Origin of the sequence: Planococcus chinensis (assembly GCF_020071995.1) — a bacterium.
Lineage (GTDB): Bacteria > Bacillota > Bacilli > Bacillales_A > Planococcaceae > Planococcus > Planococcus chinensis_A.
In genome coordinates, this window is sequence record NZ_JABWTK010000001.1 from 61652 (window position 1) to 80325 (window position 18674).

General features: G+C 48.2%; 19 protein-coding genes. 16 read left to right on the forward strand and 3 right to left on the reverse strand.

What is annotated here, in order from left to right:
* Window positions 1-205 precede the first annotated feature (205 nt).
* Both HU147_RS00300 and HU147_RS00305 read left to right on the forward strand, forming a co-directional pair.
* Window positions 206-1726 carry a malate:quinone oxidoreductase gene (locus tag HU147_RS00300; protein ID WP_224074335.1) on the forward strand — a complete coding sequence of 507 codons (1521 nt, stop codon included), beginning with the start codon at window positions 206-208 and terminating at the stop codon, window positions 1724-1726.
* A gap of 130 nt (window positions 1727-1856) precedes the next feature.
* Window positions 1857-2237: a VOC family protein gene (locus HU147_RS00305; protein WP_224074336.1), complete on the forward strand. Its 381-nt coding sequence runs from the start codon at window positions 1857-1859 to the stop codon at window positions 2235-2237.
* A gap of 99 nt (window positions 2238-2336) precedes the next feature.
* Here the strand turns inward: HU147_RS00305 and HU147_RS00310 are convergent, their stop codons facing one another.
* Together HU147_RS00310 and HU147_RS00315 are read right to left on the reverse strand one after the other, a co-directional pair.
* On the reverse strand, window positions 2337-3425 hold the full coding sequence (locus HU147_RS00310; RefSeq protein ID WP_224074337.1) for an FAD-dependent oxidoreductase: 1089 nt from the start codon (window positions 3423-3425) through the stop codon (window positions 2337-2339).
* 16 nt (window positions 3426-3441) lie between these two features.
* On the reverse strand, window positions 3442-4023 hold the full coding sequence (locus tag HU147_RS00315) for a CDP-alcohol phosphatidyltransferase family protein (RefSeq protein WP_224074850.1): 582 nt from the start codon (window positions 4021-4023) through the stop codon (window positions 3442-3444).
* 163 nt (window positions 4024-4186) lie between these two features.
* On the opposite strand from HU147_RS00315, the gene HU147_RS00320 reads away from it, so the two are divergent.
* The 13 genes from HU147_RS00320 (at window position 4187) to HU147_RS00380 (ending at window position 16522) form a co-directional block, all read left to right on the forward strand.
* Window positions 4187-6070, forward strand: a complete 1884-nt coding sequence (locus tag HU147_RS00320) for an FAD-dependent oxidoreductase (RefSeq protein WP_224074338.1) — start codon at window positions 4187-4189, stop codon at window positions 6068-6070.
* Window positions 6071-6108: 38 nt separating this feature from the next.
* Window positions 6109-6732, forward strand: coding sequence for a TVP38/TMEM64 family protein (locus tag HU147_RS00325; protein WP_224074339.1), 624 nt, complete (start codon window positions 6109-6111; stop codon window positions 6730-6732).
* 28 nt (window positions 6733-6760) lie between these two features.
* Window positions 6761-8008: an ABC transporter substrate-binding protein gene (locus HU147_RS00330; RefSeq protein WP_224074340.1), complete on the forward strand. Its 1248-nt coding sequence runs from the start codon at window positions 6761-6763 to the stop codon at window positions 8006-8008.
* A complete protein-coding gene (locus tag HU147_RS00335) occupies window positions 7992-8876 on the forward strand; it encodes an ABC transporter permease (protein ID WP_224074341.1) in 885 nt (294 codons plus the stop codon). Before HU147_RS00330 ends, HU147_RS00335 begins: the two co-directional genes overlap by 17 nt.
* Window positions 8876-9700 carry an ABC transporter permease gene (locus tag HU147_RS00340; RefSeq protein ID WP_224074342.1) on the forward strand — a complete coding sequence of 275 codons (825 nt, stop codon included), beginning with the start codon at window positions 8876-8878 and terminating at the stop codon, window positions 9698-9700. The genes HU147_RS00335 and HU147_RS00340 overlap by 1 nt, the downstream gene beginning before the upstream one ends.
* A 4-nt stretch (window positions 9701-9704) precedes the next feature.
* Window positions 9705-10784: an ABC transporter ATP-binding protein gene (locus HU147_RS00345; protein ID WP_224074343.1), complete on the forward strand. Its 1080-nt coding sequence runs from the start codon at window positions 9705-9707 to the stop codon at window positions 10782-10784.
* Window positions 10785-11003: 219 nt separating this feature from the next.
* Complete coding sequence (locus HU147_RS00350) at window positions 11004-11453, forward strand: PTS sugar transporter subunit IIA (RefSeq protein WP_224074344.1); 450 nt, start codon at window positions 11004-11006, stop codon at window positions 11451-11453.
* A gap of 58 nt (window positions 11454-11511) precedes the next feature.
* Window positions 11512-12894 (forward strand): PTS galactitol transporter subunit IIC, encoded by a 1383-nt coding sequence (locus HU147_RS00355; RefSeq protein ID WP_224074345.1) that lies wholly within the window; start codon window positions 11512-11514, stop codon window positions 12892-12894.
* Entirely contained in the window at window positions 12895-13179 is a 285-nt protein-coding gene (locus tag HU147_RS00360; RefSeq protein ID WP_224074346.1) for a PTS sugar transporter subunit IIB, read from the forward strand.
* Between the two features lie 199 nt (window positions 13180-13378).
* Window positions 13379-13762, forward strand: a complete 384-nt coding sequence (locus tag HU147_RS00365) for a DUF2294 domain-containing protein (RefSeq protein ID WP_440137282.1) — start codon at window positions 13379-13381, stop codon at window positions 13760-13762.
* A 109-nt stretch (window positions 13763-13871) separates the two neighbouring features.
* Window positions 13872-14501 (forward strand): trimeric intracellular cation channel family protein, encoded by a 630-nt coding sequence (locus HU147_RS00370; RefSeq protein ID WP_224074348.1) that lies wholly within the window; start codon window positions 13872-13874, stop codon window positions 14499-14501.
* Between the two features lie 96 nt (window positions 14502-14597).
* Complete coding sequence (locus tag HU147_RS00375) at window positions 14598-15539, forward strand: Gfo/Idh/MocA family protein (protein ID WP_224074349.1); 942 nt, start codon at window positions 14598-14600, stop codon at window positions 15537-15539.
* Between the two features lie 233 nt (window positions 15540-15772).
* The gene (locus tag HU147_RS00380) at window positions 15773-16522 is read left to right on the forward strand and encodes a TerC family protein (protein WP_224074350.1); all 750 of its coding nucleotides are present in this window, start codon (window positions 15773-15775) and stop codon (window positions 16520-16522) included.
* A gap of 48 nt (window positions 16523-16570) precedes the next feature.
* Here HU147_RS00380 and HU147_RS00385 read toward each other — a convergent pair whose 3' ends face one another.
* Window positions 16571-17446, reverse strand: coding sequence for a sigma-70 family RNA polymerase sigma factor (locus HU147_RS00385; RefSeq protein ID WP_224074351.1), 876 nt, complete (start codon window positions 17444-17446; stop codon window positions 16571-16573).
* Between the two features lie 161 nt (window positions 17447-17607).
* Here HU147_RS00385 and HU147_RS00390 point away from each other — a divergent pair, with 161 nt between their 5' ends.
* Window positions 17608-18225, forward strand: coding sequence for an HAD family hydrolase (locus tag HU147_RS00390; protein ID WP_224074352.1), 618 nt, complete (start codon window positions 17608-17610; stop codon window positions 18223-18225).
* Window positions 18226-18674 lie beyond the last annotated feature (449 nt).

The following is an 18674-nucleotide window of genomic DNA, read 5'->3' on the forward strand; positions in this document are numbered from 1 at the left end:
CTATGTTTTTCGAGTTTTTTAAACGGACTTTTCCATTCAAATCCCGTATAATAGAAGATGTTTGAATACGTAAATAATAACCATTCGCTGTGATGTAGTTAGTATAAAGACAGAAAAAGTGCGGTTTTTGGCCATTTTCGGAATTTCCTGAGCCGGAAGATTTGCATTCGATCTGCCAACAATAGAGTAGAAAAGGAAGGTTATAATGGGCAACCAACAAAATAAGAAAGACATTATTTTAATCGGTGCTGGAATTATGAGTGCCACTTTGGGATCAATGATCAAAGAATTGGCACCGGAATGGAACGTCAAAGTATTTGAAAAGCTTGAACAGGCAGGAGCAGAAAGTTCCAATGAATGGAACAACGCCGGTACCGGCCACGCTGCTCTTTGCGAGCTTAACTATACGCCAGAGAAAGAAGACGGCACCGTTGAGATCAAAAAAGCGATCAATATCAACGAGCAGTTCCAGCTTTCAAGACAGTTCTGGTCTTTCCTTGTGAAAAACAAACGCATCGCCAACCCTCAGGATTTTATCATGTCTATTCCGCATATGAGTCTGGTACAAGGGGAAGACAATGTAAACTTTCTGAACAAACGTTTTGAAGCTTTGTCGAAAAACCCATTGTTCCACGGAATGGAATTTTCCGATAACCCTGAAAAACTGAAAGAATGGATTCCTTTGATTATGGAAGGCCGGACTGTGGACGAGCCGATTGCTGCAACAAAAATCGACTCCGGAACAGACGTCAACTTTGGTGCATTGACTAAAATGCTATTTGAGCATTTGAAAGAGCAAGATGTGGAGATCAATTACAACCACACAGTAAAAGACATCAAACGCAGCGGCGACGGCAAATGGGAAGTTAAAGTGCTGGACACTGCTGACGATAAAATCAAATACCATAACGCTGACTTCGTATTTATCGGCGGCGGAGGCGGAAGCCTTCCATTGCTTCAAAAAACAGGCATTCCTGAATCCAAGCATATTGGCGGCTTCCCGGTAAGCGGGCTGTTCCTGGTTTGTAAAGATCCGGAAATCGTCGAGCAGCATCATGCAAAAGTGTACGGCAAAGCGAAGCTTGGTGCTCCGCCGATGTCCGTTCCTCACTTGGATACACGTTTTATCGACAACAAAAAATCCTTGTTGTTCGGACCGTTTGCCGGCTTCTCTCCGAAGTTCCTGAAAACAGGCTCGAACATGGACTTGATTGGTTCAGTTAAACCGAATAACGTCTTCACCATGCTTGCAGCAGGAGCGAAAGAAATGTCCTTGACCAAGTATTTGGTTCAGCAAGTATTGCTGTCGAATGAAAAGCGCGTTGAAGAACTGCGTGAATTCATCCCGAATGCCAAAGTGGAAGATTGGGATGTAGTTGTCGCTGGACAGCGCGTTCAAGTCATCAAAGACACCGACAAAGGCAAAGGAACGCTTCAGTTCGGTACGGAAATCGTAACAGCTGAAGACGGATCGATTGCAGCACTTCTTGGTGCTTCTCCAGGAGCTTCAACTGCAGTGCATGCGATGCTTGAGATTTTTGAAAAATGCTTCCCAGAACAAATCAATAGCTGGGAGCCGAAAATCAAAGAAATGATTCCGTCTTACGGCGTTTCCTTGATGGAAAATCCGGAACTTCTCCGTGAAGTCCACAAAACAACAGCCGAGACGCTTCAGTTAGAAGACGAACTTGCTTCGATGGCGAAAGAAGAAGTACTAAGCAAATAATACGTAAATGAACCTTCATTCCTTTTCGGGATGGAGGTTCTTTTTTTATTCATCGAGAAGTGTTTACATGGATGATTAGTTGTTTTAATATTCAGAATATATATGTTCAACTAACGAAGGAGGGAAACCAATGATCGATAAACTTGGGCAAGTGATGCTGTATGTCAATGACCAGGAGGAGGCTAAACGGTTTTGGACAGAGGCAGTCGGTTTTCAAGTGGTTGCAGAACAGGCGACAGGCGGCATGAGATGGGTTGAAGTTGCGCCGAATAGCGGAGCTGGCACAACGCTTGTTCTGCATAACAAAGAAGCTGTCGCGAGCATGTCGCCAGGCTTGAACCTGGGAACGCCTTCGCTGATGTTTTATACAGACAAGCTCGATCAATTGCATAACCGCCTGTCAGAACAGGGCATTACCGTTGGGGAAATCGATGAGATGCCATTTGGGCGTGTGTTCAATTTCGCCGACCGGGAAGAAAATTATTTTGCGGTGATGGAGAAAAAGGCATAGTGCAAAGAATTTATAAGTGAAAAAAGGACAAAAAGAACGTTCGCCGAGGATTGGAAACCGGTACGGACGTTCTTTGTTTTTCTATAAAGAAGGTTTGGCTTATTTATAAAGTCTTTTAAAGCGCTGCATGAACTGTTGGTCGAGGCGCTGCTTCAGCAGCCAAGGAAGTTTTCCGTGGGCGGCCCGTTTTCCGTACATTAGCAAAGCTTCACTTCCGCCTGTAGACAAGATGGATAAGAAGTTTTTCTGGGGCGTGAAAGCAGCCAGTTTTTTTCCGGCTAACTGGTTTCTCAAGTTATTCCAAAGCACGGAGCCTTGGCGGACTGCATAGACGCCGTTTTTAGCCAGCGAAGGATAGCGGCCAATGGCAATGCAGTCGCCGGCGCCAAAAAGGTCTGGATGCGAGAGGCTCTGCAAGGATTCATTGACGAGCAGAAAGCCGCCGGCATCTGTCATCAAACCGGAATGCTTAAAAAAGCCGGGGCTTTTTGGGCCGGTCAGCCAGAGCAGATCTGATTGCGGATAGGTTCGGCCGCTTTGGGTTGATACGGAGTGTTCATCAATCGCTGCAATTCGTTCATCCGTGAAAAAAGACAAGGCTTTTCGCCTGGCAATCGCTTCAATTTTTTTGCTGGCCGCTGCCCCGTGGCCAGGCAGCAAAGAAGAGGAACTGAACAAAGTGACATTGGACGGCAAGCCGTTCTTTTTTCTCCAGGCTAATACGGAAAATGCCATTTCGACTCCGGAAGCTCCACCGCCGGCAATCACCGGATAAGCGGCTTCCCGGAACTTCACCAAAGCTTCCGGAAACCGGTAATTCGGTTTGATCTTGGAAACCCGTTCAACCAATTCAGCCGGAATATCGCTCTGCGATCCGACATCGAATGAGGCCACATCAAACGGGTAAACGCCTTTTGTTCCAGCCAATCTTTTATTGCGGCCGTCGACACCGGCAATCCGGTCTTCGAGAAAGACTGCGCCTACTTGTTCGCAAAGTTTTTGCAGATCGATCCGGATGTCGTCCAATCGGTAAATGCCTTCTGCATAGCCCGAAAACATGCCGGAATAATACTGATGGCGGGAAGGGGAAATCAGAACGACCCGCCAGTCTCTTTGCGGCTCTTTTTTCAACTGCTCAAGGCAGTGCAAATGTGCATGTCCGCCTCCAACCAACACTAATGTCTTCATGCTTTGTGTCTCTCCTTTACTTCAAAAGGCGCCTAGCTTCGGCCATGCGCTGGCCAATCGTAAATATCTGGACTGCTAAAAAAAGCAGCGTAAATGTCGTTAAATGTGTTGAAAAAACGATCATTAGGGTAAACAGAATAAAGCCTTCTGTTCTTTCAGCAAGCCCGGCCTGGTAGTAAAAAGATTTCATTCCTTTTTTATCAGACAAGGCGCCGACTGTCAGGAAAACGGTCATGGCGACGACGATGGAAGCACTCAAAAGCAGCAGCGCCCACATCGAATCCGGAAAACGGAACGCCAGTCCGATAATGATGCTCAGTTCTACGAGCCGGTCAAAGCTGATATCCAGCAAAGTGCCCCAAGGGGAAGGTTTGGTTTTCCGTGCCATGGTGCCATCGACGACATCGAGGTAACCGGAGACCCACAGAACGAGCACCGCCAGAACCGGCTGGTCCCAGTAAATGAAAGCTCCTGAAGACACCCCGATCACGAAGGCGATTTTAGTTACGCCATCGGCAGTAAATCCTCTTTTTAAAAGGAAATCAGCTGTTTTTTCCACCAGTGGCTGCACGTGTTTTCGGGCATGTGTATCGAGCATCTGCTTCACCTTTTCGTTAATAAGATAGGACCAGTATATAACAGATTCGGCTTTCGAACCTGCTATCGCGCTTACGTGTTGAAATAGCAGGGCGCTAAAACACGGCAACGTGAATGATGGTTTTACAATATAAATTTTGACAAACAGAAAGGGAATGGTAAACATGGCAAAGAAGTATGACATCGCAGTAATAGGAGCCGGTGCAGCCGGGCTGACAGCCGCATTTACAGGAGCGGGCTTTTCTAAGAAAGTCGTCTTGATCGACAAAAACCTGCCAGGCGGAGAATGTACGTGGTCAGGCTGTATTCCAAGCAAGTCGCTGATCAATATTGCGGAAGAAGTTCACCACGCAAAAAAATACACCCCCGATTTGAAAGTCGATACATCGGTCGTATTAAAAGACATCCAGGACATCATCCAAAAAGTATACTCAGGCGAATCTCCGGAAGTGTTGAAGCAATCCGGCATTGATTTTATCAACGGGTATGCGAAATTTGTGGGTCCGCGCACAGTGGAAGTGAACGGAGAGCGCATCGAAGCGAAGAAAATCATCCTTTCCACAGGTTCATCTCCGATGGTTCCGCCAATTGAAGGACTCGACAAAGTATCTTATTTAACGAATGAAACCATATTTAAGCAGAAATCTTTCCCGCAATCGATGACCATTCTTGGCGGAGGCGCGATTGGCGTCGAAATGGCGCAGGCCTTAAACCGTTTGGGCATTAAAGTGACGCTTGTTGAGAAATCCGAACGGATCCTGCCGAAAGACGAAGAGGAATTGGTCTTGATGATTCAGCAGCGCCTGGTGGATGAAGGCGTAACGATCCATACTTCAGCTACCGCTGTGAAAGCGAATCAGGAAGGCAGCCGCATCGATTTGACCATTGAAAAAAACGGCAAGGAAATGACCGTTTCCGGAGAAGGCTTGCTCGTGGCACTTGGCCGTAAGGCGAATGTCTCAGGATATGACCTGGAAAAAGCGGGCGTCCAATACGATTCGAAGAGCATCCAAGTGGATGAACATCTGGAAACGACGGCCAAAGGGATCTATGCCATCGGCGATGTAGCAGGCCCTTACCAGTTGTCACATATGGCCAACGTGCAAGGCATTACAGCCACACAAAACGCCATCTTGCCAATCAATAAAAAAATGGATTACGAGCATGTCACATGGTGTACATACACGGATCCGGAACTGGGCAGATCCGGCTTGTCGGAAGAAGAAGCGCGGGAGAAACACGGTGATTCGATTCGGGTTTATGAACACGAATATGCTGACTTGGACCGGGCGAATACGAAAAAAGACAGCATCGGCAAAGTGAAAATTATTTTGGACAAAAAAGGATATATCCTGGGAGCCAGCATTTTGGGAGACCGCGCGGGTGAAATCATCAGCCAAATCCAGACCATCAAGTCGTTGAACATCAACATGGGCAAATTATCGGGCGTGATCCATCCGTATCCGACCTACAGCGAAGTACTGGTGAAAATCGGCAAGAAAGTCTATGTCGACAATCTATTGAACCAGCCGGTCGTCAAAACCTTCAACAAGGCAAAAGCCGGGGAACTTCCTGCGAAAAAAATAGGAATCTATGGAACCGTTGCAGCAGCCGGCATCGGCATCGCGAACATGGCCATCAAAAACAATGCCCAGCCGAAATTGGGCGTGGAAAACGGCCGCTTAAAAGAAGTTCCATCAACACCGAACGCGGTTTCTTCCCAATCCGCCAAAGCGGACAAATTTGTTCCGGCCTGGCCTTACAATGGCAGCAAGGAAGAGGCGAAGAAAAACTTGATCGGCATGCTGAAAGGCTATGAAGGCGTATCAATCGTTCAAGTTCAAGAGAACTATGTCCATGCAATTGCGAAATCGAAAGGATTGAAGTTTAAAGACGATATTGAATTCTATTTTAATGATGCAGCCCAGCAAATCGAATTCCGCTCCGCTTCACGCGTCGGCTACTCAGATGCCGGAGTCAACCGCAAGCGTTATAATGAAATGAGAAACCGCTACATCGGCATTTCAACGCATACCCGCAACGCGTGAGAAAGAACAAGGCTGTAAAGGCGGGAAAATGGCTGTTAGTGATTGTTGCTGTGGGTTTGGCGGTTTGGTTTAGCCGTTCGGTTCTCCAGTTTGATGTGGACAACCTCCGCAGCTGGATTTTGTCGTTCGGGCTATGGGCGCCCGTCATTTACATTGCGGCATATACCATCCGGCCTTTGCTGTTCTTTCCAGCTTCAATCCTGTCCCTCGCCGGAGGCTTGGCCTTCGGCGCCTGGATGGGCACCCTCTATACCGTTCTCGGCGCGTCGCTGGGCGCGTTTCTGTCGTTTTTCGTGGCCCGAAAATTGGGCGCCGGCCTGGGCAAGGGCAAGTGGACCGGAAATGCCGGGAAAATTCAGTCCCAGATGGAACAGAACGGCTTTTTTTATGTCCTGCTGTTCCGGCTGTTTCCGGGATTAAGCTTTGACTTGGTCAGTTATGCAGCCGGGGTCGCAAAGGTCCGGTTCATCTCTTTTGCACTGGCAACAGTCATCGGCATCATTCCGGGTACTTTTGCCTTGAATTTTTTAGGCAGCAGTTTTATCAGCGGCAATCCGAAAATTGTGATTCTGGCCATTGTAGTATTTAGTATTGTGGCGGGCATTCCGCTTGCCGTGCAGAAACGGAGAAGCCGCCTCAACAACTCGGCAAGCAAAACGTAATTTATCAAAGAATATAGGAAGTGGACGAATGAAGAAAATTTCACTCATGGCTTCAGGATTGCTGGCGCTTACGCTCGCTGCCTGCTCCAATGAAACGGGAAATAGCACAGCGGAAGAAGTGGACAATCTGCTGAAAAGCGACTGGGAAAGCGTCACCGAAGAAGCGGCCGGGCAGGAAGTCAATATGTATATGTGGGGCGGAAACGAAAACATTAACCGCTACCTGGATGAATGGGTGGCTCCACGCCTCCAGGAAGAGCATGATGTCGAATTGAACCGGGTGCCGGTGAATGATGCCCAGGATTTCGTCAATCAATTGGTGGACGAAAAATCAGCTGGCAAGACTGAAGGCAGCATGGACATCATTTGGATCAACGGCGAGAATTTCAAAGCCGCCAAAGACAATGGCTTGTTGTGGGGGGATTTCAGCGGACAATTGCCTAATTTCCAGGATTACATCGACCCGGAGGCACCTGAAATTGCAGCAGATTTTGGAGAGCCTGTAGAAGGTTTGGAAGCGCCATGGGGGAAAGCCCAATTTGTCCTCGTCTACGATGAAGACAAGGTGAAAAATCCGCCGAAATCGATGGAAGAACTGACTGCATGGGCAAAAGAGAATCCGGGGAAATTCACATATCCGGCTTTGCCGGATTTTACAGGCAGTGCGTTTATCCGCCATGTGCTCTACGAAACAACGGGAGGGCATGAGCAGTATCAGCAGCCGGCAGCTGAAATAGCCGACTTGGAAACGCGCTTGGAACCGATGTGGCAGTATTTGAATGACATCGAACCTTATTTGTGGCGCAAAGGGGAAACCTATCCGGAAAGCCTGGCAAAGCAAGAGCAATTGTTTGCGAGCGGTGAAGTGTGGATGACCATGAGCTACGACCCGGCGCTTGCAGCCAGTGAAGTCCTGAAAGGCCGATTCCCTGAATCGACCCGCACTTATGTACTGGATGGCGGAACATTGGCAAACACCCATTATTTGTCGATTCCGTTCAATTCCTCCCAAAAAGCAGGTGCGATGGTGGCCATCAACGAAATGATGTCTCCTGAAGCACAGACAGCGAAACTGTCCCCTGAAAACTGGGGCGATTTATCCGCTTTGAATTTTGAAAAGTTGTCTGCAGAACAGCAGCAAGCCATAAATGATGTCGATTTAGGCGCTGCGACACTGCCGATAGAAGAATTGGAGCAAAAGCGCCTCCCTGAACTTTCATCCGATTACATCGAGATCATCGAAAAAGGATGGATGGAAAATGTTGCAAAAGATTAAACCATATCTCTTGCTGTTTCCAGCCGTTGGAACCATCGTCCTCCTGTTTTTTGGGGGGCTTTTTGATGGTTTCCTGAAAAGCCTGGGCTACTTCCCGGCAATCGGCGAAACCAGTTTTGGAGTTGCTGCGTACCGGGATTTGCTGAACTCTGAGGCATTTTGGGATTCCCTGGCCACCACTCTGCGGATCGCTGCATTGTCTTCGGTGATCGCCGCTCTTTTAGGAGCAGCGATGTCGGTTTTGCTGTTTATGCTGCAGGCTTCTGAAAAAGGCCGGAGCTCCCGGTTTTGGCAGCGCCTGTTCCAATTGCCTCTAACGATTCCGCATCTCGTGGGAGGCTATATTATTGTTTTATTGTTTATGCAAAGCGGTTTTTTGTCGAAACTGGCAGCATCCGCTGGCTGGGTCGATGAAATAACGGATTTTCCTGTACTGGTCAACGATTCGTTTGGATGGGGCATTATTTTGGCATATGCCTGGAAAGAAGCCCCGTTCATCGCATTGATGGTGTACCCGGTGCTCGCACGGATTCACCGGTCTTGGCGTGATGTTTCACGCGTTTTCGGGGCGGGCAGCTGGGAATTTGTCCGTGATATCGTATTGCCGGTGATGATGCCTGCCTGGACCATTGCCACATTTATTGTGTTTGTCTTTACTTTTTCTGCATTTGAAGTTCCTTTTTTATTGGGCGTCACTTATCCAAGCGTCCTGCCGGTGTATTCGTACCAGCTGTATACAAGCGGCACGCTGGCTGACCGGCCGGAAGCGCTGGCGGTCAATATCATTTTAGCGGCACTGACTGTTCTGTTGGGGCTGGTGGTCTATTACTTCAGCAAACGCTGGAATGTGCTGAAGGGGTGGGATTGATGAAAGGCTTTCCACGCTTTATAAAAGCTCTTTTGTTCCTGTTCCTGTTCGCCTTCATCGTTTTCCCATTTATCCCGTTGATCTTGTCCAGCGTCTCTTATGGCTGGCAATGGCCAAATGTCTTGCCGGAATCATTCAGCCTGCGGGCCTGGGAATACGTGCTGTTCGGAAGTTCGGATGCCTTGCGGGCAATCGGTGTGAGTCTGCTGATCGCGCTTATTGTAACTGCCGTTAATGTAGTGCTTGCTGTGCCTGCTGCTAATGCCTTGGCCCGCTATCAGATAAAAGGGAAGTGGCTAATGGAAGCTGTCATTTTCGCTCCTATTGTCATTCCGCCATTTGTTGCGGTCATGGGAATCCATCTGACGTTTTTGCGGATCGGATTGACTGAGACCATGCTGGGTGTTGTTCTGGCCCATATTTCACCGACCTTGCCGTATGTCGTGCGAGCGGTCATTATCAGCTACAACACCTTGTCGACCGACTGGGAAGACCAGGCACGGATGCTCGGAGCCGGCGCATTTTCCCGTTTTTACCACGTCGTGCTGCCGCATTTGCTGCCGGGGATTGCAGCCGGAGCCAGTTTAAGCATCCTGATTTCCTTAAGCCAGTATTTGATCACATTTATCATCGGCAGCGGCCGGGTGGTGACCTTGCCGATCCTGCTGTTTCCATTTATCAGCGGCGGAGATCCGGCGATTGCTTCGGCTTATTCCCTGCTATTTGCCGCTATGGCAATTGGGACATTACTGGCTCTGGACTTCGCATTGAAAAGGTATTACCGCAATAAAAAAACAGGGATTGGAAAAGCAGTGGAGGAGTGAGAATGTGAGTGAGTTGCGCATCGTCAATATCGAAAAACAATATGGATCGCTTCAACAAACCGGGCGCCCCGCGTTTTCCTTAAAGCCGGTTGATTTGGCCATCCAAGAAGGTGAGTTTTTTTCCTTGCTTGGCCCTTCCGGCTGCGGCAAGACGACGCTGTTGAAATTAGTGGCAGGATTGCTCGAAGCCGACAAAGGAGAGCTGTGGGCGGGAGACACCAACCTCACAAAGGTCCCTCCGGAAGCAAGGCGCTTTGCCATGGTGTTCCAACAGCCGCTGCTTTTTCCGCATATGACGGTGGAAGACAATGTCGCCTTCGGCCTGAAAATGCAGAAAGCCGGCAAAAAGGAACGCATCGAACGCGCCCGCAATATGCTTTCTCATGTTGGGCTGGAAGGGTACGGCCGCCGTTTTCCAAATGAACTGAGCGGCGGCCAGCAGCAGCGGGTAGCGCTGGCGCGTGCTCTCGTCGCAGATCCCCGTCTGTTGCTGATGGATGAGCCGTTCAGTGCGCTGGACCCGAGTCTCCGGGAAGAAATGAGGGAATTGCTCGGCCGCATCCAGAAAGAGCTCGGGGTCACAGTGGTTTTTGTGACCCATGACCGCGAAGAAGCGTTTCATCTGTCAGACCGGATCGGAATTATGAGCGAAGGGGACCTGTTGCAAGTCGGTACCGCTAAAGAGCTGTACGAGCGGCCTGCCACTGCAGAAGTTGCCTCGTTCTTAGGGATGAAAAATATCGTTCCGGGCACAATCGCGGAAGGCCGGTTTTCCGCACCATCCGCAGGCTTTGATTTTCCGGCGGCTGGTGCCGGTTTAACCGGACCGGCTTTTTTGATTCTTCGGGCAGAAACGCTGCAGCTGATGAATGGCAATGCTGAACCCAGCCGAGAAGGTCGATGGAATTTTGAAGGCATCGTCCAAGACCTGCGGTTCAACCACGGATTTTATACATGCAAAGTAGAGGTGGGGGGCCTGAAGCTGGAGTGCAGCCTTTCCGGCCAGCAAGCACAGGGCATTTCAAAGGGCAACACTGTTTTGTTGGCCGTGAATATGAAAGACCTGCATTGGGTAGCGCAATAAATTTTATAGATGAAGAAAATGATCCTTCTGGAATCAAAGCAGAAAAGATCGTTTTTTATTTCTATTGTTTTTTAAATATTGCAAATCTTTATTGCTAATTTATGAAAGCGCTTTTATAATGTAAGTGACATCAAATGTGCCGTGTTGGAACAATTGTAATCGAACGGAACATTTTTAGAGACGCTGAACTCATTTACACAAACAGGAGGGGGAGTGAACGTGAAATTAGACAAAGAATTGGCGTTGATCAATATTGATGCCGCTTCCAAGGAAGAAGTGCTGGAGCTGCTTGGAAACAAATTGCTGGATAAAGGATTTGTAAAAGAAGGATTTGTAGCCAGTGTCCTTCAGCGGGAAGCGTCCTATCCGACAGGTTTGCCGACTCAGCCTCACGGGGTTGCAATTCCGCATACCGACGGGGATATGGTCAACGAATCGAAAATCGCTTTTGCATCTTTAAAAAATCCGGTGGGATTTACGGCCATGGGGCAGGGAGACTTGGAAGTGGAAGTGAAACTGGTGTTTATGCTGGCGTTGAAAAACCCGGCTGACCAATTGGAGACGCTGCAAAAACTGGTCGGCTTGTTCCAGGATCCGGAAACGGTCTCGCAATTAGCCGGCGTGAAAGATGCAGAAGGGCTGAATGAACTGATCGCCAGCAAAGCGTAGAAGCGAAACGCAAAACACGCTTGAAACGCAAATAAAATTGAATTAAGGAGGGAACACGATGGGGTTTCTGCAATGGTTTGTTGATCTGGGTGCTACGGTCTTACTGCCAATCTTAATTTTTATTTTTGCACTGGCTCTTGGAACAAAACCGGGGAAGGCTCTCCGCGCCGGGATCATCGTCGGCATCGGATTTGTCGGAATCAACTTGGTCATCGGGTTGCTGGTGGACAGCCTCGGGCCGGCAGCACAGGCGATGGTCGACAACTTCGGATTTAACTTGAGCACAATCGATGTAGGCTGGCCTGCAGCTGCAGCGATTGCATATGGGACGTCTCTTGGCAGCCTGGCAATTCCGCTTGGCGTCGGCGTCAATATCCTGCTATTGACGTTCGGCCTGACGAAAACTTTGAACGTCGACATCTGGAACTTCTGGCATGTCGCGTTGACCGGCTCATTGGTCTACGCTTTGACGAACGACTTCTGGCTCGGCATTCTGACCATCATTGTGCATTTGCTGCTGCTGTATCTCATGGCGGACGTATTGGCAAAATACATCGAGCGATTTTACGGCTTCCAGAACATCACGTTTCCACACGGGACTTCCGCGCCGTCGGCCTTTCTGGCAATCCCGATGAACTGGGTATTCGACCGGATTCCAGGCTTCAACAAACTGGAGGCAGATCCCGAAACCATCCAGAAACGGCTCGGCGTTTTGGGGGATTCAACCATCATCGGGGTGCTAATTGGTATCCTGATTGGGATTCTGGCGGGCTATGACATACCGGGCATCCTGCAGCTCGCTATCCAGACCGGTGCTGTCATGGTGTTATTGCCGCGCATGGTGGCGCTGTTGATGGAAGGGTTGACACCCGTATCCGAAGCGGCAGGGGCATTTGTTAAAAAACGCTTCCCGGGCCGAGATTTGTACATCGGCATGGACAGTGCCTTGGCAATCGGCCATCCGGCGGTCTTGTCTTCGGCGTTATTGCTGATTCCGATTACGATTTTCCTGGCGGTGCTGCTGCCTGGAAACTCCGTTCTGCCGTTTGCCGATCTGGCTTCGATTCCATTCCTGATTTGTTTGATGGTGCCGATTTTCAGAGGGAATATCATCCGGACCGTAATCGGCGGCGCTATCTATATCGGAATCGGCTTGTACATTGCCACCTGGATTGCGCCGCTGTTTACAGAAGCGGCCATCGCCTCCAACTTCGATATGGGGGAGAACACGAGCATTTCCTCGTTGATTGACGGAGCGGTATGGACGACCTTCATATTCGTATGGATTCCGAAAATCCTCAGCTGGTACGGCATGTCGGCACTCGGGCTGCTCATTCTGTTCGGCTTGATTTACCAGAACAAGATCAAGCCGAGACGCGATCATCCGGATGCGGAAAAACTGAAAGATGAAGATGAAACAGTAGAAGGGAAGAGGGTTTAAATGAAAAAACTATTGATCATGTGCGGAACGGGCATTGCGACATCGACCGTCGTAAAGGGAAAAGTGGAAGAATGGCTGAAAGAAAACAATTTAAGCCAGGAAGTGAAAATCTACCAGTCTAAGGTCAGCGACGAAATCAGCCGGATTGATGAATACGATGTGGTGCTGTCAACAACGTTGGTGCCGGATAAAATTCGCGACAAGGTCATTGACGGCGTTCCGCTTCTGACGGGCATCGGCACTGACGAGATGTATGAAAAAGTATTGGCAGAGATCAAGCGCTAGAACAAGGCAGACGAAACACAGGGCAATAAAACGGAAATCCATTTAAAAGCATCTACCGTCTATTTTGGCGGTGGATGCTTTTCTAGTGAAGCTCCTATATGTCAGAAGCGATTCGGTTCAAAAAACTTGCTTCAACATAATAGAGTAGCTATACTATTTAAATGGAAAAATGATGTATTTACGAAAGAAGGTTGGGATTATTTCGCCATCCAAACAGCAGCAGACTGAACAGCAATTTGCGAATTTAGTCAGGTCCTACCGGAAAAAACATATCGGAAAAGGTCCTGAAAAGATAAAAGTTACGTTTCAAAAGAATTGGGCCATCGCTTATATGAGTGGCAGCCTAAGTGCAGTGGAACATTTTATTCTTCAAAATGAGAATGGACAGAATATGATTTGGCAGGCTCGTACCCAGATGATCAAGGAGCTGTACAATCACATTCGGCCAGTGGAAATGGAAGAATTGGTAGGGGCTAAGTTTGAAAGGTTATTTACAGATATCAATGTGGAGAACGACGAAGTAATTTCTGTTTTTGTTTTCGACCGGCCGATTGGCCAGGAACAAGAAATGAATACCATATAAGGATTGTTGGATTGGGATAAGGTACATATGTGCTATTAACTAACCACCATTTGTCAGGGAAGCGATTCCCGATGAATGGTGGTTTTGTTTTTTAAAAGGAGGACTTGAATTGTATTGGACAATATTGCTCATTATTGGAATCGCAGCATATGCAGCAAGCGGAGCGCTTGTAGCAATTGAAGCGGAATACTCCTTTGTTGGGGTATTTGTATTGGGGTTAACGACGGCTTTCGGAGGAGGAACCATCAGAAATGTTCTTATTGGCGCTCCGGTATCAGCTACTTGGGATACCCAAACCATTGTAATTGTGTTCTTAACGCTCGCTGTGATTGTGATGCTGCCGCTAAAATGGACACAGCACTGGAAGAGGTGGGGGTTGTTCTTTGATTCAATCGGGCTGGCGACGTTCGCCATCCAAGGCGCGCTGACCGTAAAACTCATTGACGGCCACCTGGGTTTGATGCTAGTGGCGGCCATGTTCACCGGACTTGGCGGCGGTATGATCCGTGATTTATTGGCGGGAAAGAAACCCCTCGCATTGAAAGAAGAAATTCATGCAGTGTTGGCCTTGCTCTGCGGGTTTTATGTCTGGATGGACTGGACAACGCCGCTTCAACTTACGCTCGCTGTTTTTATGGTGGTGACGGTCCGTATGTTCGCAATCCGGCGCAGTTTAGCGCTTAAACTTCCTTACAACCTAATTAAAAAGGTGGAGGCGCAACGATTGGAAGAAAATTAAGACCCAATTTTGTTTCAGTTTTCAACAATGAAAGACGCAGCTGCTAAAATAATTTATACTTAATTATTATGTGTTGTTAAAGGGAGAGGGATTGCTATGAGATTCGGCATTATCGGAACAAACTGGATTACCGACCGGCTGCTTAAAGCGGCAAAAGATTTGCCTGATTTTAGTGTAGGGGCTGTTTATTCCCGGACAGAAGAACGGGGCAGGGAGTTTGCGGAAAAATATGGCGTGGAAGCCGTCTATACGGATATGGCCGAGATGTTTCAAAGTGGGAAAATTGATGCGGTTTACATTGCATCTCCTAATTCGTTCCACGTGGAACAAAGCCTTTTAGCGTTGGAGCACGGCATTCATGTACTGTGTGAAAAGCCTGCGGTGATTTCTGAAGCGGAGATGGAGCGCATTATGGAAGCTTCCCGAAAACACCAAACTACATATATGGAAGCGATGAAATCAACCGTTGCGCCGACTTTCTTGAACTTGAAAAAGAACCTGCACAAGATCGGTCAAATCCGGCGTCTTGTGTTCCATTTCAACCAGTATTCTTCCCGCTACGACAAGTACAAAGAAGGCATCATTGAAAACGCCTTTAAACCGGAATTCGGCAACGGTGCAAAAATGGATCTCGGGGTCTATTGCATCGCGCCGATCATCCATCTTGTCGGCGAACCGGAAAAAGTCCTGGCGAATAGCTATTCCTTATCGACGGGAGCAGACGGACAAGGCAGCATGATCCTGGCTTACAAAGAATTTGAAGCAATCGTCATGTATTCGAAAATCACCGACTCGTATGTGCCGTGCGAAATCCAGGGCGAAGAAGGCGTCATCGAAATCAATAAGATCAGCGACCCGCGCCAAGTCATCATTAAATACCGCGACGGCCGGACGGAAGACCTTTCCATTCCACAGGAGTATGAAACGATGTATTACGAATTAAAGGAATTTATGGACTGCGCAGAAGCCGGACAAGTGGAGTCGGCCATTAATACGCATGACATTTCCCGGCAGGTCATTAAAATCTTAAGCACTTAAGAAAGTCTGTGTACGGCGGCGATTGGCCATCCGTGCACAGGCTTTTCTGTTGCGGAAGTTTCCATGGGACGCAAATTTCGCTTAAGGTTTTTATTCTTTTTTATAAGATTTTTGTTGTCATTTGCCTGTATCGGTATATCATATGAAGTATTTAGGGAAGTGAAATTTAGTAGATTAAAGGACGCCACTAATCAGTATGAAACCACATGCCAAAACCGGCAGGAGGAAAAGCAATGGGAGCAATTCTATTGGAATATGCCTGGGTGATGCTCGTTCTGGTGGGGCTGGAGGGAATTCTCGCTGCGGACAACGCGGTGGTCATGGCCGTGATGGTTAAGCACTTGCCAGGGGAACAAAAGAAGAAAGCCTTGTTCTACGGGCTGGCTGCCGCATTTGTTTTCCGGTTTGCTGCTCTTTTTATGATTACGCTTTTGGTGGGCGTCTGGCAGATTCAGGCGCTGGGAGCGGCTTACCTTTTATTCATTGCGTTTAAGTATATATACGATCATCGGAAAGGGCTGGGGGAAAATACGGTCCTGAAAGTGAAAAAGGGCTCCGGATTTTGGACCACCGTGTTCAAGATTGAATTGGCGGATATTGCCTTTGCCGTCGATTCAATGCTGGCTGCTGTTGCTTTGGCCCTGACCTTGCCGCATCTCGGGGATGCGAATATCGGGGGCATCAATGCAGGACCTTTTGTCGTTATGCTAAGCGGTGGATTGATCGGCGTCATTATCATGCGATTTGCGGCGCATAAATTCGTCCAGCTGCTTGAAACTTATCCGCAGCTGGAGACTGCCGCTTTCATCATCGTGGGCTGGGTCGGCGTAAAGCTCTTGGTCATGACCTTGTCCCATGAAAAAATCCATGTCCTGCCCCATGATTTTCCGCATTCGTTCGCTTGGACGATTACTTTCTGGAGTGTTCTAGTAGGAATTGTCGCTGTCGGTGCTTGGCTCGGATTGAAGGGAAGTAAAAAATAAAAGACCCCGGATCCATGCTCGCAACGAGAGCGGGATCCGGGGTTTATTTCATTTCCGAAAAGCTTTTCTTTTTCGGGCTTTTTTCTTTTTCGCCAGCCGGGAGACGAGATAGGTATTCGCTCCCACCGACAGAACTGCCACAGCTGCTAGTGCAGGAAGCCAATTGGTTTGCTGCGGAGGCGGCGCAGGTTCAGATTCTCCAAAGACAGCTGTCAGCACAAGTTCTTTCATGCCGGCTGGCGGTTGTTGCAGTTCGGATAAATAAGGGAGCTGTTCAGTTAATGCTTCCCATTCGGCAAGTTCGGTCTGGCATCCTATGCAGGCCGCGAGATGCTCTTCGAAAGCCTCTTTTTCCGTTTGAGCCATCTGAAGATTGAAGTAATCCGGCAATTTCTGAATCATGATGCAACGGGATTTTTCCCGTTCGTCTTCCCCGGGAGGGCGCAGCTGCTGAATGGCTTCACGAATATGGAGATGGACCGTACCTTGAGGAATATTCAACTTTTTGGCAATGGCGTATTGAGACAAACCTTCAAAGTAGAACCAGCGCAAAAGTTTTTTCTGTTTCGCAGTCAAATGCAGCAAAGAGTTTGATAGGGCTGCTCCTTTTTCCTGCCATTCGGGCAGTTCTTCCGGCGAAGCAGTTGCTTCAATACCTTCCTTCAATACTTCAAGAGCAGTTTTGCGTGTCAAAGCGAGTAGCTGATAAAGAAAATCTTCACTATCTTTTAGGGCGGAGTGGTGGGATTGCCAAAGTTTCATGAAAACCTTTTGAACCGCCACTTCGGCAATGTCCGTATCTTTTGCAATCCGGTAAGCAAAGGAGTAGACGAGGCGTTCGTACTTTTCGTAAAGCTCAACCAGCAGTTCCTGATTGTGTACTGATTCTTGTCCAGACTTCTTTGGTGCATCGGTATAAGGCATTCGGCTCCTCCTCTGCAAATCAATGCTTTTCGCTATCATACATAAAAGAAAGAGCCCAATTCAACTGAAAAGAACGAAGAATTTACGCTGTGGCACAGGGTTTGGTTTACTTGGCAGAAAAGGGTAGAATGGAGTCATATCAGTTCAGAGGAGAGGGTTTAATGGACAGCATCATTTTTGACTTGGATGGCACATTATGGGACTCAAGAGAAACCGTCGTCATGGCTTGGAACAAAGCGATTGAACAGAATGACAAAATAGATCATACGCTGACAAAGCAGCATTTGAAAGAAACGATGGGGCTCCAGATGCATGAAATCATGCAAAAGCTGTTCCCGCATCTGAATGCCGAAATGCACAATGAAATCATTCAATCCTGCGGAGAAATCGAAGGCGATTTTATCAGCGAACGGGGCGGCATCCTTTACGACAACCTGGAAGAGGTACTAATTGCCCTGTCGAAGAAATACAAATTGTTCATCGTCAGCAATTGCCAGGAAGGCTATATCGAAGCCTTCTATGACTATCACGGATTAGACAAATATTTCCAGGACTTTGAGAACCCGGGACGAACCGGGCTGTCAAAAGGAGAAAACATTAAGTTAATCATTGAGCGGAACGGCTTGAAAGATCCGGTGTACGTCGGAGATACAGTGGGGGACCGGAAAGCGGCCAAAGACGCGGGCATTCCTTTTGTCTTTGCGAAATACGGATTCGGCGAAGTGGAAGATTACGACTATGCTATTGATGAATTCAATGAACTATTGGAAATATTTTAAACGATAACGTGGGTTGTTTGAATAAACTCTATTAAATGAGAAAGGTGCTAAAGCTTTTACGCTTCAGCACTGTGCTTGTAGACAAAAGGATTTTTATGTATGAGAGCTAAAACAACATACTATTTGGATATCCCGGATCCTCCGTTACAGCCGGACGCGTTCCGCGGGCTCGCGCCGAACTAACTCGGAACTTACGTCCCGAGTGGATTTCGGCACTTCGCTATCCCGCAGGAGTCGCCGGCTTTCACTTCGGATCCTTAGCGTGGAGGCTACCCAAAGGTGTCGCTTTTCTTCTGTAACTAAAAAGCTGAGCGTCATTCAGTCTATTGTTTACTTTCGAATGAAAGTGACACGCCCAACCGGTCCGGCCACGAAGACTCCTGTGGGACAGCGAAAGCTGAAGACCCCGCAGGAACGTTAGTGACGAGGAGACTGAAGCTGAGCCCACG